This window comes from Streptomyces sp. Je 1-332, from assembly GCF_040730185.1.
Lineage (GTDB): Bacteria > Actinomycetota > Actinomycetes > Streptomycetales > Streptomycetaceae > Streptomyces.
Window position 1 is genome coordinate 8,063,199 of the sequence record NZ_CP160402.1, and the last position, 20,052, is coordinate 8,083,250.

The window sequence follows — 20,052 nt, forward strand, 5'->3', positions numbered from 1 at the left end:
GCATCTCGTACCTCCCGGCGCGCCACTCAACGCCCCAGCCACCCACAGTCTTCGAGCCGGCCCGAGCCCTCACAGCTTCTCATCGGCTGGTGAGCGCTGGGAGCGAGGAATCCGGCCCCGGATGGGGATGCGGATGCGGGGCGGGGGGAACGGGGGCGTCAGCCTGGCATCCGACGACGCGGACCTCGACTCCGATCGTCGGAGCTACGGCGGTGCACCGGCATACCGGCACACCGCGAGGGGATGTTGGTTCAGCTGGGCGCCCGGGAGTTCTCGGCAGGGGCGACCGCGTCGTTGATCGCATCGCCGATCGCGCCTCCGGTGGCGTCGCGAACGGCCCGTGCCACGTGGCGGATCACCTCACCTTCGAGACCCTCGGGTTCTACCCCGCGCAGCGCGGCGGCGCCGAGTTCCTCGTTGACGACCCGGAAGGCGGCGGAGGCCGCCGCGCCGTGCAGTCGCATCGCGAGCTCGTCGGGTGAGCGCCCGAGACGCTGCGCGATGATGCCGGTCATCTCGCGCTCCACCTGGTCACAGGCCATGAGCCAGGCCGTCCGGATCGACGGCTCGTGGTCCGCGAGGCGGATCATTCTGACCGCGAGCAGGGTGTCGGCCTGCGCTCCGGCATCAGCGGCGTTGTCGTACCTGACGACCTCCGCGGCGAGATGGTCCTCAAGGGAGAGGTGGCGCGGCCAGCTCCGCAACGCGCGCAACTCCCACTCCACGCCCTGCGTGACGATGGGCTCGGCGCAGCTTTCCTTGCTGCGGAAGTGGCGCCAGATGGTGCGGGTGGACAGGCCCACCGCCTCGGCGATCCGGTCGCCGCTGGTCGCTGCCACGCCGTGCTCCCAGAACAGGCGGGAGGCCTCGCGGGAGATTTCCAGACGCAGCCGGTGGCGCCGTCGCTCACTCATACCTCTGGCAGAGGGGCTCGGGAGCGTTGCCATGCGGTATCACCCCCGCACAGCTACCGGGTCCCCCACGGCCCCTCCCGTAGCCCTGCGGACGGCGCGTGCGATGCGTTCGGACGCGTCGGCGAACTGGGCGGGGTCGGCGCCGTCGAGGAGAGCCGCGCCGATGTCCTCGTTGAGGACGCGGATGGCGGCGGAGGCCGCCGCGGCATGCAGGCGCACATCGAGGTCGTCGGCAGGGCGGCCCAGACGCTTCGCGATGATGTCGGCCATCTCCCGCTCCACCAGGTCGCAGGCCATCAACCAGGCGGTACGCAGGGCAGGTTCCGTGTCGGCGAGTCGGATCATCCGCATCGCGAGCCCGGTGTCGGCCAGCTCGACCGCACTGGCCTCGCGCCGGAACCGGCTCGCCTCGGTGCTGAAGCGCTCTTCGAGCGACAGGTCGGCGGGCCAGTCCCGCAGCGTGCGCATCTCCCATTCCACGCCCTGTGTGACGATGGGTTCGGCGCAGCTTTCCTTGCTGCGGAAGTGGCGCCAGATGGTGCGGGTGGACAGGCCCACCGCCTCGGCGATCTGGTCCCCACTGGTGGCGTCCACGCCCTGATCCCAGAACAGGCGGGAGGCCTCGCGGGAGATCTCCAGACGCAGCCGGTGGCGCCGCTGGTCGCTCATTCCGTTGCCGCCACGCTTGGCCGCCGCCATGCCGGCCACCTCCGCTCGGTCCACTGCCAGCCCGTCAGTGTCATAATGACACTAAGTGACTCCTGTTTCCACTCGGGTCGGCGGCCGCGCGGCCCGCTACCGGGAGCTCGGCGAGTGTTCAGGGCCCGTCCGCCCCGTCCGCCCCGCCCCGTCCGCCCTGTCGCCCGACTCGGCGCACGCTTCAGCCAGTACGGCGGCGATGTCCCCGACCAGCCCGGCGACAGGATCGTGGGTGAGCTCCGTCATCCGGAGCCGCCCGGCAACGGTGACGACGCCGAGCACGTGCTCGCCGCGCAGCTGGGTGATCTGCCCCGGGCCCCACAGGGCGGTGAGCGTGCCCGTGCGCCGGAGCCGCGGTTCCGCCGCTCCGAGGTTGGTGATCTGGATGTCGGCGGCCGTGGCCGCGCCCATCATGGCCTCGGCCTCGCCCGCGCTGGTGGGGGCGTGCGCCGCCAGCGCCGCACCGGCGGCCTTGAGGGCGCCCGGACCGCGCTGCCGCGCGAGTGACTCGCGGGTTCGGCGGGCGAGCTTCCAGAAGTCGTCGGCCTCGTACGCCTCGCTCGCGGTCCGCGCCCCGGCGAAGCGGTTCACCACCTCGTCGGGCAGGCCGCAGGCCCGGCGCAGGTCCACCGGCGTCAGCACCCGTACGAACTCCCGTCCGCGCCGGTGGAACACCACTGCGGCAGCGGCACAGAGCGCGGCGTGCGCCGACGTGCTCTCCTGGCGGCAGCGGTGGAGGAGCCGGGTGGTCAGCTCCCGGTCGAGGGCCAGAGCCTGCAGGTGCGGCAACTGCCCGGAGAACGGCGCGAGTTCGCCGCCCGCGCTCATGCGCGGATCGTCCGGCGGTGCGGCGGCGGCCGTGGTGTCCGGTGCCGTGACGTCGCGGGCGAGCAGGTCTTCCAGGGCCTCCGGCATGCTGCCGGGCGCCAGTTCCTCGCCGTCCAGTACCGCCACCAGGTCCAGCAGCGCCCGCAGCCCGCCGACCCCGTCGGTGATCTGGTGGGCGAACGTGAGCACGATGTCGCACCGTTGGCCGCGAGGCAGAAGGACGGCGCGCACCGAAGGGCCGCCCGGAGCCGGGGAGATGGGACGAATCTGCTCGGCGGCCATGACGGCCTGCCAGGGCGTGCCCTCGGCGAGCGTCGTCACCGGGGTCGCGGCGCCGGTCTTCCGGTAGACGGCCTCGGGCCCCGTGCGGTCCACGCTCACCCCGAGCATCGGGTGCCGGTCGCGCAGCTTCACCAGCGCCGAGGCCAGCTCGGACTCCGGTATGTGCCGGTCGAGCTCGGCGACCAGGGAGAACTGGAGGGGGTTGTGGCGCATGTAGAGGTCGATGGTGCGCTCGAACGCGCCCAGCGGGCGGACTGCTTCTCCTCGGACTACTTCTCCTTGAACTACTTCTCCTTGGCTCCTCGTCGCCATGTCTGTCCTTCTTTCCGGGGGAGAGGGGGAGGGGAGAGCGGGCGGGCTCTGCCGTCCGAGGTCAGCCGCGCCCGGCGAGGAGGTCAGGTGCGCTTGGCGGGCAGCAGGCCGATGGCCACAAGTCGCTTGTTCGAGCTCCGGGCGGCCCAGGCGACCACCAGGAGCGCCAGAGCGAGCAGGGGAAAGCCCATGGCGATCTTGGCGGCGCCCAGCGAGCCGACCTGGTCCGTGGCGTAGAAGTACTGCTGGACGGCGAACCGGGCACCGAAGACGGCGGCGAGCACCAGGGTGGCGACGTCGTAGTAGAACCGCGAACGCTTGTCCGCGCGCCAGACGTTGCCCTTGCCGGTGGCCGCGTTCCAGATGACCCCTGCCAGCGGCCACCGCACCAGGACGGAGGCGAGGAAGAGGACCGCGCCGGCGAGACTCGCCCAGATGCCGATGAGGAAGTAGTCCTTGGCGGAGCCGGTGAACCAGACGATGCCGACGGCGATCACGACGCCGAACACGCCGCCGATCGCGGGCTGCACCGACTCCTTGCGCACCATCCGCAGCACGCCGATGGCCACCGCGACGCCGAGGGCGGCGATGACCGCCACCCGCATTCCGCCGGCGCTGTTGGCGACGACGAAGGCCAGTGCGGGCAGCGCCGAGTAGATGACCCCTTCGGTGCCTCCCGCCTGTTCGAGGACCGAGGGGCGTCGCTGGGGTGCCGTCTGCTCCGCCTGTGCGTCGGTTTCTGTCTCCAGGAAGCTCTTGGTCTTCATGGTGGTCAGTTCTCCCGAGTTCGTTTGGGGGCAAGGTGCGATGCCTCAATAGCTGTCACTAAGTGAAAGCTTGGCATTAAGTGACACGGATGGCCACCCCTCGGTGTATGTGGCGTGCGTCACTCAGTGGCCTTCCTGGCCGACTGCCCCGGCGGGGCGGTCGTACCCCTCAGAGGTTTTACGGAGGGCTGCTTGCGAGCGCCCGGAGGCACCCGCAGGCGCTTGCAGATCGTGTCACTAAGTGACAGTGTCATTAAGTGACAGGCGGGGCGCTCACGGCTCCCGCCTCCCCAGCGCCGCCGGGCGCCCACCGCAGGAAGGACCGACATGGCACAGCGGAAGACGATCTCCGTCGAGGAGTTCTTCGGACCGCCGCCTCGCGCGAAGGCCACCCTTTCGCCTGACGGCAAGCAGATGGCGTACCTGGCGCCCTGGAAGAACCGGATGAACGTCTGGACAGAAAGGGTCGACGCACCGGGAGACGCGCGGTGCGTGACCACCGAGGACCGCGGAGTGGTGAGCTACCACTGGACCCGCGACCCGCGGTGGCTGCTCTACTCCCGGGACCAGGGCGGCGACGAGAACCTGCACCTCTACCGCGTAGACCTGCAGGACCCGGACGCCACCGCGGTGAACCTCACGCCCTATCCCGGTGTGCGCACCGCCGGCCTGGACCTGCCCGCCGGGCGCCCCGGCAAGGTGATCACCCAGCTGAACCTGCGCGACCGGGCCCGGTTCGACCTGGTCGAACTGGACATCGCCACCGGCGACCTCACGACCCTCGCCCAGAACCCCGGCGGCGTCGAAGGATGGCTGTACAGCGAGCGCGAGCTGTTCGCGGTGGCGATGACGGCCGACGGCGACATCGAACTGTCACGGTGGGACGGGGCGACAGGAGCCCTGGACTTCGTGGCGCGGTTCGAGGGCGGCGACGCCCCGCTGGGGGTCTACCCCACGGAGGTCACGCCGGACGGCACCGGAGTGTGGCTCGGCTCGCACCTCGGGAGCGACCGTCTGCGCCTGGCCCGGCTCGACCTGGCCACCGGCGAGGAGGAAGAGGTCGACTCCCACCCGCAGTTCGACCTGGACACGCGGGCACGGGTCTTCCCGGCCCTGCCCTCCCCGCTGATCCGCAGCCGGCGCACGGGTGAGCTGCTCGGAGTCCGCTATCTCGGGGAGCGGCAGGTCATTCACGCTCTCGACCCGCACTTCGCCGCGGTCCTGGAGAACCTGGAGAAGCTGTCCGACGGCGATCTCGCAGGCCTGTCCTCCGACGAGAGCGGGCAGCGCTGGGTGGCCGCCTTCACCCACGACCGCGACCCCGGGGTCACTTACCTCTACGACCACACCACGGGCGAGAGCCGCCTGCTTCACCGGGCGAAGCCGCACCTCGACCCCGAGTCCCTGGCACCGATGCGAACGGTGTCGATCACCTCCCGCGACGGTCTGACGCTTCCCTCACACCTGACGCTGCCGGTCGGGTCCGAGCCCTCCGGGCTGCCGCTGGTGCTGTTCGTCCACGGCGGTCCCTGGACCCGGGACAGTTGGGGGTACAACCCCGCCGCGCAGCTCTTCGCCAACCGCGGCTGCGCGGTGCTCCAGGTCAGCTTCCGGGGCTCGACCGGTTATGGCAAGGCGTTCACCAGGGCCGGCATCGGGGAGTTCGCGGGCAAGATGCACGACGACCTCATCGACGGCGTGCGCTGGGCGGTCGATCAGGGGTATGCCGATCCGGACCGCGTGGCCATCATGGGCGGCTCCTACGGCGGTTACGCGGCCCTGGTCGGTGCCGCCTTCACCCCGGACGTGTTCGCCGCCGCCGTCGACGTCGTCGGCATCTCGGACCTGGCCAACTTCATGCGCAACCAGCCCGACTTCGTCAAACCGATGCTCGCCTACAACTGGTTCACGTACGTCGGTGACCCGGCCGACCCGGAGCAGGAGGCCGACATGCTGGCCCGCTCCCCGATCAGCCGCGTCGACCAGATCCGCACCCCGCTGATGGTCGCCCACGGAGCCAACGACGCCCGCGTCGTCCTCGCCGAGTCCGACCGGCTCGTCGAAGCCCTCCGCGCACGAAGCGTTCCCGTCGAGTACATCGTCATGGAGGACGAAGGTCACGCCATCGAGAACCCGGAGAACGTGATCGCCCTCTACACCGCCGCGGAACGCTTCCTCGCCGAACACCTCGGCTTCGAGGCCCACGAGGCCCACGAGGCCCACGAGGCCCACGAGGCCCACGAGGCATGAGGGCACCGGCCCCCCGCCGTGCGCCACCTGCACCCCCGCCCCTTCCTCATGGGAGACGCCATGCCCCAGACGCTGCCGCAACGCCTGTACCTGCTCTGCTACACCGTGGACCAGGGCAAGTTCCAGCTCGACAACCTCCAGGGCCGCGGCCAGCTGCTCCGTGCCGGCGCCCTGGCCGAGCTGGCTCGCGACGGGCTGCTCGACGCCACGGGAGGGAGGGTGATGCGCAGGCCCGGGAAGGCGCCGGAAGACGCCTTCATCGCCTCGGTATGGGATGAACTGCCCGACAACAAGCCCAAGGGCTGGCTGCAGTTCATACACAACAAGGCCCACACCGCGGAGACACCCGTCCGCGACCAGCTGGCCGCCAGGGGAGAGGTCGACGTCTCCCCTGGCAAGGTGATGGGACTCATCCCCGCCGACCGGGTCACCGTCGCCCACCCGCAAGAGGTGCGCGCTCTCCAGGACCGCGTACGCGACACCGTGCTCGGCGGAGCCGACCCCGCATCGATCGCGTTGGACGAGCTGGCGATGGCCGTGTTCGCCGCCGAGCTCGAAGTGACCTGCGTATGGAGCCGCGGAGACCGCCGCACCCACAAGGCGGCACTCAAAGCGCGCGCCGCGCGGTTCGATGAGCTCGTCCCCGGCCTACGTAGGGCGCTGCGCGACTCCTACCTGTCGAGCCGGGCGGTCGGCGGCGGCTGGAGTGCGTGAGCGCTGGGAGCGCTGGGGAGGGGGAGTTGGCGCTGGATGTCGTCCTTTTAGCTTGTTCTTTATCGTCTGCGACTTCGTTGAGGTCAGCAGCGCACGCGGGCGATGTCACCGTCGATACGGACGATGCACTCTTTGAAGAGCGCCATGGGCTGACCTTCGTCTTCGGGAACCAGCGTTAGTCCGAGGTCCATGATGGGCTTGATGGCCTGCGCTGTTCGAGAGCCGTCGGGGTCCGGGCCGTGCAGGGCCGTCCAGCTCTCGAACAGCACACGGACCCCTTCCCATCCGGGCCCTGGGCTGAAGTGGCAGACGAACGTTGGCTGAACAATTGCGTACTGCCGTAGTCCGCCGATCCGGGTGTCGCCCAGTGTGAGCCACCACGTCCCGTTCACTACCGCTCCCTTCAGCTCCGCCACGACTTCAAGCAGGTTGCCTGAGCTCCCGAGCTCCGCAGTGTCGTCCGTCGAACTGGCTCCCTCACGCAGAAGTTCACCAGCCGTGTGGGCGGCCTCCGTCCGATTCTGTGCTCCGACCAAGGGTGCACCGAACCAGAACGAAGGCCGTGGGGATGAGCCTGCCGCACCTCGATGTCCCAGGGGGTGCCTTCGCCGAAGCGTCACGCTTCCGGGACGACTTCTTCGACTGCCTGACCACCCGCGGGGACGAAACCACCCGCGGGGACGAACTGTTCGAGCTGGCCGACGCGCTGCTGTGCGTGGACGGTCCGGTGACCTCGCCGGTGGACCTCACGCTGGTGGCCGAGCACCGGCGTGGGCACGGCGCGATGTACGAGGCGTTGAACCACGGGTACGTGGACGTGCCCCGGCTGCGGCAGGTGCTGGCCGGTCTGCCGATACCATGGGTCACCGACCGGCGCCTGGTCCTGGCGGTCGACGTCAGCAACTGGCTCCGCCCCGACGCGCCGACCAGCGCGGAGCGTCTGTTCTGCCACGTCTACGGCCGCAGCGGACGGTCCTCGGACCAGTTCGTGCCCGGCTGGCCGTACTCGTTCGTCGCCGCCCTCGAATCGGGCCGGACGTCCTGGTGCCAGCTGCTGGATGCCGTCCGTCTCGGGCCCCAGGACGACGTCGTCGAGGTCACCGCCACCCAGCTCCACCGGGTGGTCACGAACTCGACCGAGATGGGCCGCTGGCACGTCGGTGACCGCGACATCCGCATCGTCTTCGACGCCGGCTACGCGCTCCGCGCATGGCCCACCCCCTCGACGGCCACCCGGTCGAGGTGCTGGGCCTGATGCGCTCCGACCGCGTCATGCGACGACCGACGCCCTCGCTCAAGGAGTACTCCCTGACCTATCCCCAGGGCGGGCGACCGTCGCGGCACGGCAAGGAGCTCCGCTTCGCCAAGCCGGAGACCTGGGGTCGACCAGACGTGGCATCCGTGCAGGCCACCGACTGGTACGGCACCGCCCGCGCGATGGCCTGGGATCGCATCCACCCCGCCTGACCACCCGCTCCGCGTGGATCGACCACGCCGGTGAACTCCCCATCATCGAAGGCACGCTGATCCGCCTCCAGGTCGATCGCCTGCCCGGCGGAGGCGACCCGCTCCCGCTCTGGCTCCGGCCTTCCGCCACCGGCCTGAACAGCGAGGACGTCGACGTGCGCTGGCAGGTGTTCCTGAGGAGGTTCGACATCGAGCACCTGTTCAGCTGATGAAACAGACCTCGGGTGAACCCGTCCGAAGCTGCGAACCCCCGAGGCCGGCGAGCGCTGGACCTGGCTGATCATCGACGCGCACACCCAGATCCGTCTTCTGCGCGAAGCCGCCGCCGACTTGCGGCGGCCGTGGGAGAAGCCCACCGAGACCGGCCGACTCTCTCTCCCCCCCCCGAGTCCGCCGGGGTTTTCGGAACCACCGCCCGCACCTGCACAGTCCGGCCCGCGCACCGAAACGCTCAACTCTTGGCCCTGGCAGGCCACTTGGATCGAAGAACCAGCGGCCCGCCACCCGCTACGACGAGGGCAAGACCGTGAAACGGCCCGAGAGTATCCTCGAATGAAACAGACTCAGACCATAAAGAACAAGTTAAGAACCCGTCTTGGAACCCGATTCGAGGGGTTTAAGACAGTTTTCAGCACCGCGAGCGACGCACTCACCGCCAGACCGCCGCGCCCCTGGCGCAGCGGCACGGCGGATCGCCCGCACCTGGGAACGCCTCCTGGCCCAGGCGCGCGCGGACACGGCGTGATCGACGCCCGCGCAGGCCGCTAGCATCGGCGGCTCGGGTACTGCTTTGGTGCGAGATCGGCGGGGGACTTCGAAGTGAGCGGTGGACTGATTTTCGCCATCATCATGGCTGTCGTATTCGTGGCTCTTGGCTCGGCTGATCAGTGCAAGGTGTGGTGGTGCTTCAGGGGTAGGTGATATCGCAACCCGGAGGCCGATGAGCCGTGTGACGCCGCCATGAAGACCATGCGCATGCTGTTCTTAATTGGTGCTGCGGTGATTCTCTTGTTCGGGGCAAATGCAGGCGGCTCAGAACGGCTTAGATCGGATTGAGCGAGAGATGGATTCCCACAACGGTTGGGACCAGAGAGTGTCAGACCGGCCGAATAGCTGAACCGCGTACACCATGCCAACAACACAACTCCCTTGAAGTGTCAGGAAAAATGGCTGACTTGCGCCGAAATGCTGTGCGCGCACTGACTCCCGCGCTTGCGGTCGCCGCCCTGGCGGCCGTGGCTTCTTGCAGCGGTGCGCCTGACGAGGACATTCCGCGTCGGATTTGCGAAACGAACATCAGTCCAGAGATCACACGCCCTCTAATCGGACGGGCCGGGGCGTTTGACGAATACAGCCGTCTCGACAACAAGGGCGCCCACACCGCGCCTTGCGTTCTCCTGCTTGACGAAAAAGCTGTCATGCGTTTCAGGTTTGCTTGGTCGTCGGATCGGGTTGACCCCATGAAGTACGCAGAATCCACGCTCTCCGTCAGCAACCTGACGGAACCGCGCCGAACAGAAGGCAGGTACAGAAGCGTCGTCGGCAACGAGGGAGCCATGTCTACTGTTGCCTGCAAGAAGGCTGGCGAATCCTACTTCACTCTCACCATGAAACTTCCGGAAGCACCTACGTCTGACTCGCAACTGCGCGGCGATATCGAGGAGTTCATGACCGCGTACATGAATGCGACCGTGAAGAAACTTGGCTGCCGTGGCAAGTGAGCCCTCCCCCACCGAGAGGGGAGGCGAACGACCGCCTCGCATAGCGCGGCGCCCTTGCCGTCGGTTGCGGCCGTCGACCTATGAGCTCCACTCTCGCTCCCTAGGCCGACGGCCGCTTCCAGGAGAACCTGTCTCGGACCCCTTGAAGCGGGTTCCGAGACGGGTTCTAAGCGGTGAGAGGCAACTCGGCGAGGGTTTGCCAGCCCTCGGGTGCGAGGGCGACCACGTGCACGGCGGACACTTCGGTGGAGATCGGTAGTCGGCCGGTGACGCGGCGCGCGACTTCGGCGGCGGTGGAGGGAGCTGCCGCGTCCAGTGCCACAGTGACGTGCACCGGCGGGTCCTGCCCGAACCGGCCTCCGTAGGGGACCTGTTCGGGGAACGCGGCGCGAACGGCAGTGGCGAGGGGGCACAGTTCGGGCGCCGGGACACTGACGAAAGAATGGCCCGGCACGACCTCGGCCAGGCGTAGGAGGATCCGGCCGGCTTCCGGCGAGGCCCGTACCAGAACGGCCCGCAGTCGCTCCAACTCCGTCGGGCCGATCTGGTCGGCCGGCAGCCACGGGTAGAGCAGCGTCGCGTGGGCGGGCACACCCGGTCGCACCACCAGCGCGTCCACCTGGGCGGCCAGCTCCAGCAGCGGTTCGGCATCCGGCAGTAGAGCCAGAACAGCCGTGGTTCCAGAAACCGGCATCGCAACCACCCCCCGGGTCTCCCAGCAGTGTCACCGACAGTGCCGTTCCCTGTCACATCGCCCTCCCGCCGTATCGGGGGCGGGCATGTCGGTCGACAGCTCGTCCAGTGTCCCGGGCGCAGACCAAGTCCCCGCCTACGCACCGCAGTTGATGCTCTCCCGCTATCACCGATCGGTATCGGTACGAACGGGCCCCGCCGTCCCGATACTCGTCCCGACCACAGGGCGCACCGCAGGCCCTCGGTCCCGGGATCCCGGGCATCGCGTGCCCCGAAGTTCCCGGCAGCCCCGGCCATACAGGCCACCGGACATCGGGAAGGGACACACCCCCCATGAACATTTCCCGCACCAGATCCCGCACCAGATCCCGCACCAGATCGCTCGCCATCCTCGGCGCCGTCGCTCTCGTCGGCTCGCTCGCCGCCGCCCCCTCGGCGTTCGCCGCGCCCTCGCCCGAGGTGGTCAAGCCCCTCTCCACGAGCGCCACGTCGGCGTACGCGGGCTCCGCCGAGAACGAGGCCGCCAACCGGAAGTTCTTCGACGCCGTCATGAAGTCGGCGCTGAAGAAGCAGGCGGCGCAACCGGGCATCCAGGTCGTCACCGTCCGGTACCGCACGACCCGGGCGCCGAGCTTCCGTAGCCAGATAGCGCAGAGCACGCAGATCTGGAACTCCTCGGTCAGTAACGTGAAGCTCCAGGAGACCAGCTCGACCGCCGACTTCGAGTACCGCGAGGGCAACGACTCGCGTGGCTCGTACGCCTCCACCGACGGGCGGGGCCACGGCTACATCTTCCTGGACTACCGGCAGAACCAGCAGTACAACTCCACCCGTGTGACGTCTCACGAAACGGGGCACGTGCTCGGCCTGCCCGACCACTACTCGGGCCCGTGCAGCGAGCTGATGTCCGGCGGCGGCCCCGGCACGTCCTGCACCAACGCCTACCCGAACGCGCAGGAGCGCCAGCGGGTCAACAGCCTCTGGGCCAGGGGGATCGCCACCCTCAAGGACAAGGGTGAGCTGACGAAGGTCCGCTGACCGAGCACGCCACCCGCCTGGCACACCGCCACGTACCGCAGGCAACCTCCGTACCAACCCGGCCGCGCGCGGCGCGCTCTCCTCCGACGTGGGCATTGACGCTCAGCAGGGAGTCGCGCCGCCGCGGTCGGCTGCGGTGAGCGGCCCAGTCGCGCTGGGTCACCATGATCTCGGAGGTGGCTGAGTTGGCGAGTGACGGCAGGTCATACGGCGCAGAAGGTGGTCGCGGTCGACCAGTTGATGCTTGAGCACCAGACCGACGTGGACCGCCAGAGCCGCGAAGAAGAGGATCTGCGCGGCGACATGCACAGCGAGCAGCCCGTCACCCGACAGCACCAGTGCGATGCCCGTGGCCGGGACGGCGAGCATGGCCGCGTACAACGCCGTCTCGGTGCCGTGCGCGATACGTCGCTCTCGTTGGGTAAGAGTCGGCGCCCACGGGGGCAGTGGCGTGGCCAGCCGCCAGGCGATCCGGACGACACCCAGGAGGAGGACCGCGGCGCCGAGTACGACGTGCACGGTCAGCAGCGAATCGTCGCCGAAGGGCTCATACCCCTCCTCCGAGCCCCGGCCACGGCCTCGCCCTCGGCCCGAGTCCTCACCACGCCCACGGCCGCGCCCCCGACCGTGGCCGCCGTCGTCCGGGTCGAGCAGGTACCCCACGACGAACTGCGCGGCCATGGCCACGAAGACCACCCAGTGAAGCGTCTTCGTGACCACTCCATAGCCGTGCGGACCGTTGCGCAGGTGGGTTCTCATCCCTGCAACGTGCCCTTCAACGGGGTCCCCTAGTCAGACGGGCGCCCGGCCGTCGCACGGGCGCTCATCACTCATCGCCTCCGAAACGGTCGCGGAACGCGTCGCCGCAGTCGTCGTTCTCGGGGCCGGCGTGGACTCCCGCGAGGGCCACCACTCCGTCTTCCTTGCCTTCCTGCTCGGCCTTGGCCAGTTGCGTCTCGATGTCCGAGATGTACTTGTCGCACTCGGCGCTGACGGACTTCTCGGGCTGCTGGTCCCGAGCGGAGGAGGCGTCCAGCGCGGCGGTCACGGCGAGGCCGGCCACGCACAGCCCGGCCCACGCGGCAACCCACTTGCGGCGGCTCATCGATATCGGCTTGAGCATCCCGGCATCTTACGAGAGGTGGCTACGACGGGACCGCTGCGCCCGGCGACGTATCGTCGGCCTCCGGTTCCTGCGGCGGGTCGCTGAGCTGCTCCCGCAGATAGTTCCAGACCACCGCGATCAGGGCGGCTGCCGGTACCGCGAGCAGGCTGCCCACGACGCCGGCCAGGTTCGCGCCCAGGGTGACGGCCAGCAGGACCACCGCCGCGTGCAGGCCAAGACCGCGACTTTGGATGATCGGCTGGAACACGTTGCCCTCGAGTTGCTGCACCACGACGATGATCGCCAGCACGATCAGCGCGTCCGTCAGGCCGTTGGACACCAGCGCGATCAGCACCGCCACGAAGCCGGCGAACAGGGCGCCCACGATCGGCACGAACGCGGACACGAACGTCAGCACGGCCAGCGGGAGCACGAGGGGCACTCCCAGGATCCACAGGCCCAGACCGATGAAGACCGCGTCGAGCAGGCCGACGAAGGCCTGGGAACGCACGAACGCGCCCAGAGTGTTCCAGCTGCGCGTCGCCACGATCGGGATGTCGTCGGCGAGCCGGCCGGGGAGCTGACGGGCGAGCCACGGGAGGAACCGCGGTCCGTCCTTGAGGAAGAAGAACATCAGGAAGAGCGCCAGGATCGCGGTGACCAGACCGTTCAACACGGTGCTCAGTCCGGTGAACAGAGTGGTGACCATGCTGCCGACGCTGTCCTGGATCCGGGAGGTCGCCGAGTCGACGCCGTCCGAGATCTGGGCGTCGTCGATGTTCAGGGGCGGCCCGGCGGCCCATTCGCGCAGTTTCTCGATGCCATCGGCCACGCCGTCGGCCAGTTCACCGGACTCGGAGGCCACCGGTACCGCGATCAGCGCCACGATGCCCGCGGCGACCAGAAGGAACAGCACGGTCACCACCGAGGCGGCCAGGGCGGGGCGCCACCCGCGTCGGCGCAGGAAGTGGGCCGCAGGCCAGGTCAGTGTGGTGAGCAGGAGTCCCACTATGAGCGGCCAGACGACCGACCACATCCGGCCCAGAACCCACAGGGCCACCGCGGCGGCGACAACAACCAGCAGCAACTCGACGGAGACCCGCGCCGATCTGCGGAGCGCGGCGGCGGACTTTGTGGAACTCAGCGTGGCAGGCATGGGGGACACCCTATTGATACTCCAGCCGTACTCTGCAAAGCGGGCGGCTACGACGCGTCGGTGCTCTCCCGCAGCACGTCCATCACCGCGCGCGCCCGCGCGGTCTGCGTCATGCCGTCCAGCGTCGCGATCCTGACCTCCAACGGGCGCCCGGCATCCCGGAGTTCGAGCTCCGCGATCTCGCCGCCGCCGTAGGTCCGGTCGGTCGCGGGGCGCTGGTTGAGCACGGAGTAGCCGAGTCCGCGGGCCACCATGGAGCGCACCGTCTCGTAACTACGGGTGCGGTAGCGGACGTCGGGGGCGGTGCCGGTGGCGGCGACGAGGGAGCGGAAGTAGTCGCGGCTGTGCGGGAGGTCGAGGAGGACCAGCGGTTCCGTGGACAGTTCGGCGAGGCGCACGCTGCCCCGGCCCGCCAGTGGGTGGTCGGCCGCGACGATGACGTAGGCGGGGGCGCGGGCGATCGTCTCGCTGCGCAGCTCCGGCTCGGTGGAAAGGCCCAGATCGTAGGTGAGGGCGAAGTCGATGCGCCCCGCGGTCAGGGCCTCGACGAGCTGATCCGCCTCCGCCTCCACCACGTCGATCTCGATGCCCGGGTGCAGGCGCGTGCACTCGCTGAACAGACGCGGCAGATAGTACGGGGCCAGGGTCACGAAGCACCCGACGGTCACCGGACCGGAGAGCGCCGCGCCGTCCCCCCGCGCCTCCCGCTCGACCTCGCGCGCGCGGGCGATGAGGTCACGGCCCTGCGTCCGCAGCCGTTCCCCCGCCGGGGTCAGGGTCAGGCCCCGCCCCCGGCGGCGGATGAACAGCTGCACCTGGAGGTCCCGCTCCAGATTGTGGATGGCGGCGGACACGGCGGACTGCGCGATGTGCAGCTGCGCCGACGCCTCCGTCATCGAGCCGCGTTCGGCGGCGACCAGGAAGTAGCGCAGCTGAACGAGCGTGAAACCCAACGGCGACGTCATACGAGCCCTCGTGCTAGGTGACCGGGTGCGGGCCCGACTCTAGGCGCCGTCCACGTCCGATCCAGGCGTCGTCCGCGTCCGAGCCGCCACGTCCTCGGCATGCAGCAGCGCCGAGCCGGCCGTCTCCTTCAGGGAGAGCGCCGCGATCAGGCCGCCCACGGCGAACACCATCAGATACGGGCCCGGCACCAGCGTGCTCCCGGTCGCCGAGATGAGCAGCGTCATCAAGTACGGCACGGTGCCCGCGAACAGCGCCGCCGTCACGTTGTACGAGATGGAGAGCCCGCTCTGCCGGGTGCGCGTGGGGAAGACCTCCGCCGACCACACCGCGTACGTGCCGAGGATCGCGGCCAGGATCGCGCCGAGCGTGAGACCGGCGATCCACGTTCCGGCCATCCCGGTCCGCATCAGCCAGAACGCGGGGGTGGCGACGACGAGGAGGGCCGCCGTCGCCCCGATGAACACCGGCTTGCGGCCCACCCGGTCGGACAGCCTGCCGGACAGGGGTACCAGCACGAGGCCGAGCAGGGAGATGACGGTGGACAGCAGGGCCGCGCTGTCGGCCGAGTGACCGAGGTGGTCGGTCTCGTAGGTGACCAGGTAGGTAAGGACCGCGTAGAAGGGGACATGCATGGCTGCCATCAGGCCCGCCGCCTGGAGAAGTTGGCGCTTGTGGGAGCGGAGCAGCTCGCGGGCCGGGCTGCGCGGGACGGTGTCGTTCTCCTCAAGCGCCCGGTACTCCGGGGTGTCCTCGATCTTGTTGCGGATTACCACGCCGATGATGCCGAGCGGCGCCGCGACGAGGAACGGGATACGCCAGCCCCAGGAGGTGAGCTGGGCGTCGTCGAGCCCCGTCGACAGGAGCAGGAAGACGAACGAGCCGGCCAGGAAGCCGAGCAGTGAGCCGACCTCCAGCCAGCTCACACCGAATCCGCGCCGCCGGCGCGGCGCGCTCTCCGCGAGGAAGCTGGCCGCGCTGCCGAACTCGCCGCCCGCCGCGAACCCCTGGATCAGACGGAGGACCACCAGGAGCACCGGGGCGGCGACCCCGATCGAGTCGTAGCCCGGCAGCAGGCCGATCGCCAGCGTCGCGCCGGACATCATGAAGATGACCAGGGACAGCGTGCGCTTGCGGCCGATCCTGTCGCCGAGCGGCCCGAAGACGAGCGCGCCGATCGGCCGTACACCGAAGGAGACGGCGAAGACGCCGAACACCGCGAGCAGCCCGGTCGTGCTGTCACCGGCGGGGAAGAACACCTTCGCCACTGTGCCGGCGAGATAGGCGTACGCGGCCCAGTCGAACCAGTGCACGAAGACGCCGACGGCCCCCGCCGCGATACTGCGACGCAACGTGGCCACGTCGGTGGGGACCTCGGCCGTGGTGCCCTGAGGCTCGGTCACGGTCATGTCGACGCCTCCTCTGCCGGTTGGCCGCGGTCCACGCCCGTCCACGCCAGCGCCGTCGCCGCGTCGAGCAGCGCCCGCTGTGCGGTGGAGCCCACGCAGTACGCGGCGAACTCGTGCTGGTGGTTGGTGGCGGGCAGGGAGCCGATGCCGATGTAGGGGTGGATGGCGGGCACCACCTGCGACACGTTGCCCATGTCGGTGGAGGCCCGGTTCATGCGCGCGGCCTGGCCCGGCGGGGCGAATGCGCGCCCCAGGGCGACGGCGTTGGAACGGTAGTGCGCCAGAGCCTTCTCGTCCGCGCGGAACTCCGCGTACGGCTTGCTCTCCGGTTCGATCTCCAGGTCGCAGCCGGTCGCCAGCGCACCCGCCTCGAAGGCCCGCATGACGCGCGGCTCCAACTCGGCGAGTTCCGCGAGGGTTTCGGCCCGTACGTACCAGCGGCCCGAGGAGCGCTCCGGGATGGCGTTCGGTGCGTCCCCCGCGTGCGTCACGACGCCGTGCACGCGCGCGGAGGCCGGGAGTTGCTGGCGCAGCAGGCCGATGGCGACCTGCGCCACGGTGAAGGCGTCGGCCGCGTTGATCCCGGCCTCCGGGTAAGCGGCGGCGTGCGCGGACTTTCCGGTGTAGGCGACCTTCGAGTGGCTGACGGCGAAGGGGCGGGCCTCGGCTACGTCGACGGGCGCCGGGTGCGCCATCATCGCGAGATCGACTCCGGCGAAGGCGCCCCGGTCGAGCAGCTCGATCTTGCCGCCACCGCCCTCCTCGGCGGGAGTGCCGTAGACCTCGACGGTGAGCCCGGCGTCGTCGGCCACGGCGGCGAGGCCGAGCGCGGCGCCTACCGAACTCGCGGCGATGAGGTTGTGCCCGCACGCGTGCCCGAGGCCGGGCAGCGCGTCGTATTCGGCGCACAGCGCGATCCGGGTGGGCCCGCTGCCGAAGGAGGCGTGGAACGCGGTGTCCAGGCCCAGGTAGGACGCGGTGACGTCGAACCCGGCCCGGTCGAGCAGCTCCGGCACGCGGGCGGCCGCTCGGTGTTCCTCCCAGGCGGTCTCCGGGTCGGCGTGCAGGCATTCGGACAACGCGACCAGTTCGTCGGCGTGCCGGTCGACGGCCGAGCGGGCGGCCTCTTTCAGGGCGCTCATCGTTCGTCTCCGGGTACGCCGTACGAGGGCGAGGTCGCCGGGTCGAGGCCGCGCGTCACGTAGTCGTCGCGCTGCGGCAGCCAGACGTCGAGGAGCTCGCCGAGCCGGTCGATCGGGTCGGAGGCCCAGTCGATGCGCAGGTCGGTGACCCGCCAGCCGACGTCCGCGACGACCGCCAACCCCGCCGAACGCACCGGCCCCTGCTCGCCGCCCGCGGCGACGGCGGCCTTCATCGCGGTGATCAGCCGCTCCTCGAGCTCTCCGGTGGCTTCCTGATACGCCGCAAGGAGTACGCCGGGGATGTGCTTCCCCGACAGCATGTTGCCGGCCGCCACGGCGCCGTCAGCGGTGGCCGACGCGTAGGTGCCTAGCGTGTGCGGGCCGCTGTAGGCGAAGCCGGGGCCTTGCCGTCCCAGGACGGTCAACTGCCGGTAGGCGATGGTCTTTTCGTTGGTTGCGGCGCCGGTGACCTCGGCCAGGGCGCGCTCGGCGTCACCGTGCGCGGAAAGGCCGTCGAGGAGGGCCGTGCCGAGCATGGGGTCGGTGATGTTCTGCGAGCTCGCGGCGCCGACGCCGGGCCGCAGATGGGCGATGCGGGCGGCCACCGCGGGGCTGGAGGAGCTGCCCGCGATGCCGAACCGCTCACCGTCGCGTACGACAAGGGAGAACGTCATGCCCGCTCCTCCTTCGGAACGACGACGGCCCTCGGAATGACGGCGACGGCATCGATCTCGCACAGCCACTCGGGACGGGCGAGCGCCGAGACGACCAGGCCGGTGGAGATGGGGTGGACGCCCTTGGTCCAGCGCCCGACCGTGCGGTACACGGCTTCCCGATACCGCGGATCGACCAGGTAGATCGTCAGCTTGACCAGGTGTTCCATCCGGCTGCCGGACTCTTCGAGCAGCATCTTGATGTTGGCCATGGCCTGCTCGGCCTGCGCCTCGGCGTCGCCGACGCCGACGGATTCGCTGGTGTCGAGGTCCTGGCCGATCTGGCCGCGCACGTACACCGTGTCACCGGCGACGACGGCCTGGCAGAGGTCGTTGTCGAGGCTCTGCTCGGGATAGGTGTCGCGGGTGTTGAACGGCCGGATCCGGGTGTGCCCGCCGGCCACGATCGGGGCGTTTGCCATGGTCTGCTCCTCAGCTGGTGCCGTACGCGGGTCAGTTGGATCCGTACGCGAGGTATCCGCGCCGGGTCGTGATGTGATCGGCGATGTACCGGGCGTCGTGCCAGACACCCCAGATGAAGCTCGACCCGCGGCGGGACAGCCAGGGAAGGCCCAGGAAGTAGACGCCGGGCTCGCGGGAGATGCCCCGGCGCTGGTCGGGCCGGCCGTTCTCGTCGAACGCGTCGACGTCGAGCCAGCCGTAGTCGGCCGCGAAGCCGGTGGCCCAGACGATCGAGGTGACCCCGGCCTCCGCCAGGTCGAGTTCGAGCCGGGGGTCGCTCACGCACGCCGGGTCGGGGCCAAGGACGTGCGCCTGCGGCTCCTCGGGAAGGTCGAGCCCATTGCGCTCGACATACGCGTCGGCCGCCCGCAGCAGCGCGAGGTACTTCTCGTCGCCGGCCGCGATGTTCGCGGCGAGGTCGGGCACGAAGCGCAGCACACCCTTGTCGTACGCCGCGGTCATGCCGACGAGTTCGACACCGGTATCGGCGAGCGCGCGGAAGTCCACGGTATGGCCGCCGTGCGCACCGCTGACCGCGATGGTGACATGGGCGGCGCCCTGCGGTGGCGTGGTCAGGTCCCAGAGCCCGAGCACCCCGAGCCACCAGCAGAAGTCACGCCCCCGGTACTCGCGCGGCGGCCGGTCGTGCGGGCCCACGGACAGGAACACACGGCGCCCGGCCCTGCGCAGCTCGTCGGCGATCTGCACCCCGGAGGAGCCGGCACCGACCACGAGGACGGCGCCCTCGGGCAGTTGCTCCGGATTACGGTAACCGCTGGAGTGGATCTGCGTCGCCACGGCGCCGTCCGGGACGATCGGCGGGATCACGGGCCGCTGGAAGGGGCCGGTCGCGGCGACGACGAACCGTGCGTCGATGGAACCCTCGGACGTCTCGACCCGGAAGCCCGCCCGGCCCTCGTGCTTGCGCACCGAGGTCACCTCGACACCGCAGCGGACCGGGGCGCCGATCTTCTCGGCGTACGCGACGAAGTACTCCGCCACCTGTTCCTTCGTCGCGAAGGCGTCGGGGGCGATGTCGGGGAACTCGAGGTTGGGGAACCGGTCGTGCCAGGCGGGCCCGTTCGCGACCAGGGAGTCCCAGCGTTCCGTGCGCCAGCGCTCGGCGATCCGGTGCCGCTCGATGACGATGTGCGGTATGCCCTCGGCCCCCAGGTGCTCGCTCATCGCGACACCGGCCTGGCCCGCCCCCACGACGACAACTTCCGTCTCTTCACTCGCCATTTCGGCCTCCAGTCAGGCGGTAGTGCACCTATCTTTGGGCGCCTCCGAAACCCTGTCCAACAGATGTTTCAGTGGAGAGTGATCTGATTTTTCGATGCAACCCCGCAGACGCACACTGCCCGCCGAGCGACACTCGGCGGGCAGTGTGGTCCGGTTCCATCGGCCGCCAGGGCGT

Annotated in this window: 19 protein-coding genes and 1 pseudogene; 5 read left to right on the top strand and 15 right to left on the bottom strand. The window is 69.8% G+C overall.

What is annotated here, in order from left to right:
- Positions 1-251: 251 nt before the first annotated feature.
- The 4 genes from ABXJ52_RS36415 to ABXJ52_RS36430 all read right to left on the bottom strand — a co-directional run bounded on the left by ABXJ52_RS36415 (position 252) and on the right by ABXJ52_RS36430 (position 3,802).
- Complete coding sequence (locus ABXJ52_RS36415) at positions 252-914, bottom strand: helix-turn-helix domain-containing protein (protein WP_367048342.1); 663 nt, start codon at positions 912-914, stop codon at positions 252-254.
- A gap of 39 nt (positions 915-953) precedes the next feature.
- On the bottom strand, positions 954-1,613 hold the full coding sequence (locus ABXJ52_RS36420) for a helix-turn-helix domain-containing protein (RefSeq protein ID WP_367048344.1): 660 nt from the start codon (positions 1,611-1,613) through the stop codon (positions 954-956).
- A 96-nt stretch (positions 1,614-1,709) separates the two neighbouring features.
- Entirely contained in the window at positions 1,710-3,035 is a 1,326-nt protein-coding gene (locus ABXJ52_RS36425) for a peptide synthetase (protein ID WP_367048346.1), read from the bottom strand.
- Positions 3,036-3,118: 83 nt separating this feature from the next.
- Positions 3,119-3,802, bottom strand: coding sequence for a DUF3159 domain-containing protein (locus ABXJ52_RS36430; protein WP_367048348.1), 684 nt, complete (start codon positions 3,800-3,802; stop codon positions 3,119-3,121).
- Positions 3,803-4,129: 327 nt separating this feature from the next.
- On the opposite strand from ABXJ52_RS36430, the gene ABXJ52_RS36435 reads away from it, so the two are divergent.
- Entirely contained in the window at positions 4,130-6,052 is a 1,923-nt protein-coding gene (locus tag ABXJ52_RS36435; RefSeq protein WP_367048350.1) for a S9 family peptidase, read from the top strand.
- A gap of 60 nt (positions 6,053-6,112) precedes the next feature.
- Entirely contained in the window at positions 6,113-6,766 is a 654-nt protein-coding gene (locus ABXJ52_RS36440) for a GPP34 family phosphoprotein (protein WP_367048352.1), read from the top strand.
- 83 nt (positions 6,767-6,849) lie between these two features.
- Here ABXJ52_RS36440 and ABXJ52_RS36445 read toward each other — a convergent pair whose 3' ends face one another.
- The gene (locus ABXJ52_RS36445) at positions 6,850-7,035 is read right to left on the bottom strand and encodes a hypothetical protein (RefSeq protein WP_367048355.1); all 186 of its coding nucleotides are present in this window, start codon (positions 7,033-7,035) and stop codon (positions 6,850-6,852) included.
- A 299-nt stretch (positions 7,036-7,334) separates the two neighbouring features.
- On the opposite strand from ABXJ52_RS36445, the pseudogene ABXJ52_RS36450 reads away from it, so the two are divergent.
- Together ABXJ52_RS36450 and ABXJ52_RS36455 are read left to right on the top strand one after the other, a co-directional pair.
- Positions 7,335-8,789: pseudogene (locus ABXJ52_RS36450) on the top strand (NF041680 family putative transposase).
- Between the two features lie 610 nt (positions 8,790-9,399).
- A complete protein-coding gene (locus ABXJ52_RS36455) occupies positions 9,400-9,954 on the top strand; it encodes a hypothetical protein (protein WP_367048359.1) in 555 nt (184 codons plus the stop codon).
- A 166-nt stretch (positions 9,955-10,120) separates the two neighbouring features.
- Here the strand turns inward: ABXJ52_RS36455 and ABXJ52_RS36460 are convergent, their stop codons facing one another.
- Positions 10,121-10,648 carry a 2'-5' RNA ligase family protein gene (locus ABXJ52_RS36460; protein WP_367048362.1) on the bottom strand — a complete coding sequence of 176 codons (528 nt, stop codon included), beginning with the start codon at positions 10,646-10,648 and terminating at the stop codon, positions 10,121-10,123.
- A gap of 332 nt (positions 10,649-10,980) precedes the next feature.
- On the opposite strand from ABXJ52_RS36460, the gene snpA reads away from it, so the two are divergent.
- Positions 10,981-11,685: a snapalysin gene (snpA, locus tag ABXJ52_RS36465; RefSeq protein WP_367048365.1), complete on the top strand. Its 705-nt coding sequence runs from the start codon at positions 10,981-10,983 to the stop codon at positions 11,683-11,685.
- A 159-nt stretch (positions 11,686-11,844) separates the two neighbouring features.
- Here snpA and ABXJ52_RS36470 read toward each other — a convergent pair whose 3' ends face one another.
- The 9 genes from ABXJ52_RS36470 to ABXJ52_RS36510 form a co-directional block, all read right to left on the bottom strand.
- On the bottom strand, positions 11,845-12,444 hold the full coding sequence (locus tag ABXJ52_RS36470) for a cytochrome b/b6 domain-containing protein (protein WP_367048368.1): 600 nt from the start codon (positions 12,442-12,444) through the stop codon (positions 11,845-11,847).
- Positions 12,445-12,511: 67 nt separating this feature from the next.
- Positions 12,512-12,808 (bottom strand): hypothetical protein, encoded by a 297-nt coding sequence (locus ABXJ52_RS36475; RefSeq protein ID WP_367048371.1) that lies wholly within the window; start codon positions 12,806-12,808, stop codon positions 12,512-12,514.
- Positions 12,809-12,830: 22 nt separating this feature from the next.
- Positions 12,831-13,946: an AI-2E family transporter gene (locus ABXJ52_RS36480; protein WP_367048374.1), complete on the bottom strand. Its 1,116-nt coding sequence runs from the start codon at positions 13,944-13,946 to the stop codon at positions 12,831-12,833.
- Positions 13,947-13,993: 47 nt separating this feature from the next.
- Positions 13,994-14,911, bottom strand: a complete 918-nt coding sequence (locus ABXJ52_RS36485; protein WP_367048377.1) for a LysR family transcriptional regulator — start codon at positions 14,909-14,911, stop codon at positions 13,994-13,996.
- A 39-nt stretch (positions 14,912-14,950) separates the two neighbouring features.
- Positions 14,951-16,318 carry an MFS transporter gene (locus ABXJ52_RS36490; RefSeq protein WP_367048378.1) on the bottom strand — a complete coding sequence of 456 codons (1,368 nt, stop codon included), beginning with the start codon at positions 16,316-16,318 and terminating at the stop codon, positions 14,951-14,953.
- On the bottom strand, positions 16,315-17,460 hold the full coding sequence (locus ABXJ52_RS36495; protein WP_367048380.1) for a M20 family metallopeptidase: 1,146 nt from the start codon (positions 17,458-17,460) through the stop codon (positions 16,315-16,317). The genes ABXJ52_RS36490 and ABXJ52_RS36495 overlap by 4 nt, the downstream gene beginning before the upstream one ends.
- The gene (locus ABXJ52_RS36500) at positions 17,457-18,134 is read right to left on the bottom strand and encodes a DUF1028 domain-containing protein (protein ID WP_367048383.1); all 678 of its coding nucleotides are present in this window, start codon (positions 18,132-18,134) and stop codon (positions 17,457-17,459) included. The genes ABXJ52_RS36495 and ABXJ52_RS36500 overlap by 4 nt, the downstream gene beginning before the upstream one ends.
- Entirely contained in the window at positions 18,131-18,595 is a 465-nt protein-coding gene (locus tag ABXJ52_RS36505; protein ID WP_367048384.1) for a RidA family protein, read from the bottom strand. Before ABXJ52_RS36505 ends, ABXJ52_RS36500 begins: the two co-directional genes overlap by 4 nt.
- A gap of 31 nt (positions 18,596-18,626) precedes the next feature.
- On the bottom strand, positions 18,627-19,877 hold the full coding sequence (locus tag ABXJ52_RS36510) for an NAD(P)/FAD-dependent oxidoreductase (RefSeq protein ID WP_367048386.1): 1,251 nt from the start codon (positions 19,875-19,877) through the stop codon (positions 18,627-18,629).
- Between the last annotated feature and the right edge of the window lie 175 nt (positions 19,878-20,052).